The sequence below is a fragment of the Shewanella sp. GXUN23E genome (genome assembly GCF_050865035.1).
Lineage (GTDB): Bacteria > Pseudomonadota > Gammaproteobacteria > Enterobacterales > Shewanellaceae > Shewanella.
Window position 1 is genome coordinate 1 of the sequence record NZ_JBOZWP010000057.1, and the last position, 621, is coordinate 621.

Consider the following 621-nt stretch of genomic DNA (forward strand, 5'->3'; position numbering starts at 1 on the left):
CAAGACTTGATTAAAGTCGAACTCATACAGAAAAGAATACCGGTCGCTTAGCTCAGCCGGGAGAGCACCTCCCTTACAAGGAGGGGGTCACTGGTTCGATCCCAGTAGCGACCACCATTTCTTACAGCTTTCCGAATTAAAGAATTTGCTTGGTGACAATAGCACTGTGGTCCCACCTGATCCCATTCCGAACTCAGAAGTGAAACGCAGTCGCGCCGATGGTAGTGTGGGGCTTCCCCATGTGAGAGTAGGTCATCGCCAAGCGCCAATTTTGCTGATATGGCTCAGTCGGTAGAGCGCATCCTTGGTAAGGATGAGGTCCCCAGTTCGATTCTGGGTATCAGCACCATTATTCATCGTCAGGCACTAAATGACGATAACAAAATTTGCTTGGTGACAATAGCACTGTGGTCCCACCTGATCCCATTCCGAACTCAGAAGTGAAACTCAGTCGCGCCGATGGTAGTGTGGGGTTTCCCCATGTGAGAGTAGGTCATTGCCAAGCGCCTAATAAGTGAAGAGGCCACCCTTGCGGGTGGCCTTTTTGCGTTTTTGGCTTTCATCAAACCTGTTCAGGATTTCATCAAACCTGTTTGTACCATTCCGCATTAAAGTTCAGTC

Annotated in this window: 2 tRNA genes and 2 rRNA genes; all 4 read left to right on the top strand. The window is 49.3% G+C overall.

Going from position 1 to position 621, the window contains the following annotated elements:
• Positions 1-41 precede the first annotated feature (41 nt).
• The 4 genes from ACRRUX_RS20575 to rrf (ACRRUX_RS20590) all read left to right on the top strand — a co-directional run bounded on the left by ACRRUX_RS20575 (position 42) and on the right by rrf (ACRRUX_RS20590) (position 505).
• Positions 42-117, top strand: a tRNA-Val gene (locus tag ACRRUX_RS20575).
• Between the two features lie 31 nt (positions 118-148).
• Positions 149-264: ribosomal RNA gene (rrf, locus tag ACRRUX_RS20580) — 5S ribosomal RNA — on the top strand.
• A gap of 9 nt (positions 265-273) precedes the next feature.
• Positions 274-349 (top strand) — tRNA-Thr (locus ACRRUX_RS20585).
• A 40-nt stretch (positions 350-389) separates the two neighbouring features.
• A 5S ribosomal RNA gene (rrf, locus tag ACRRUX_RS20590) occupies positions 390-505 on the top strand.
• The last annotated feature ends 116 nt before the right edge of the window (positions 506-621 follow it).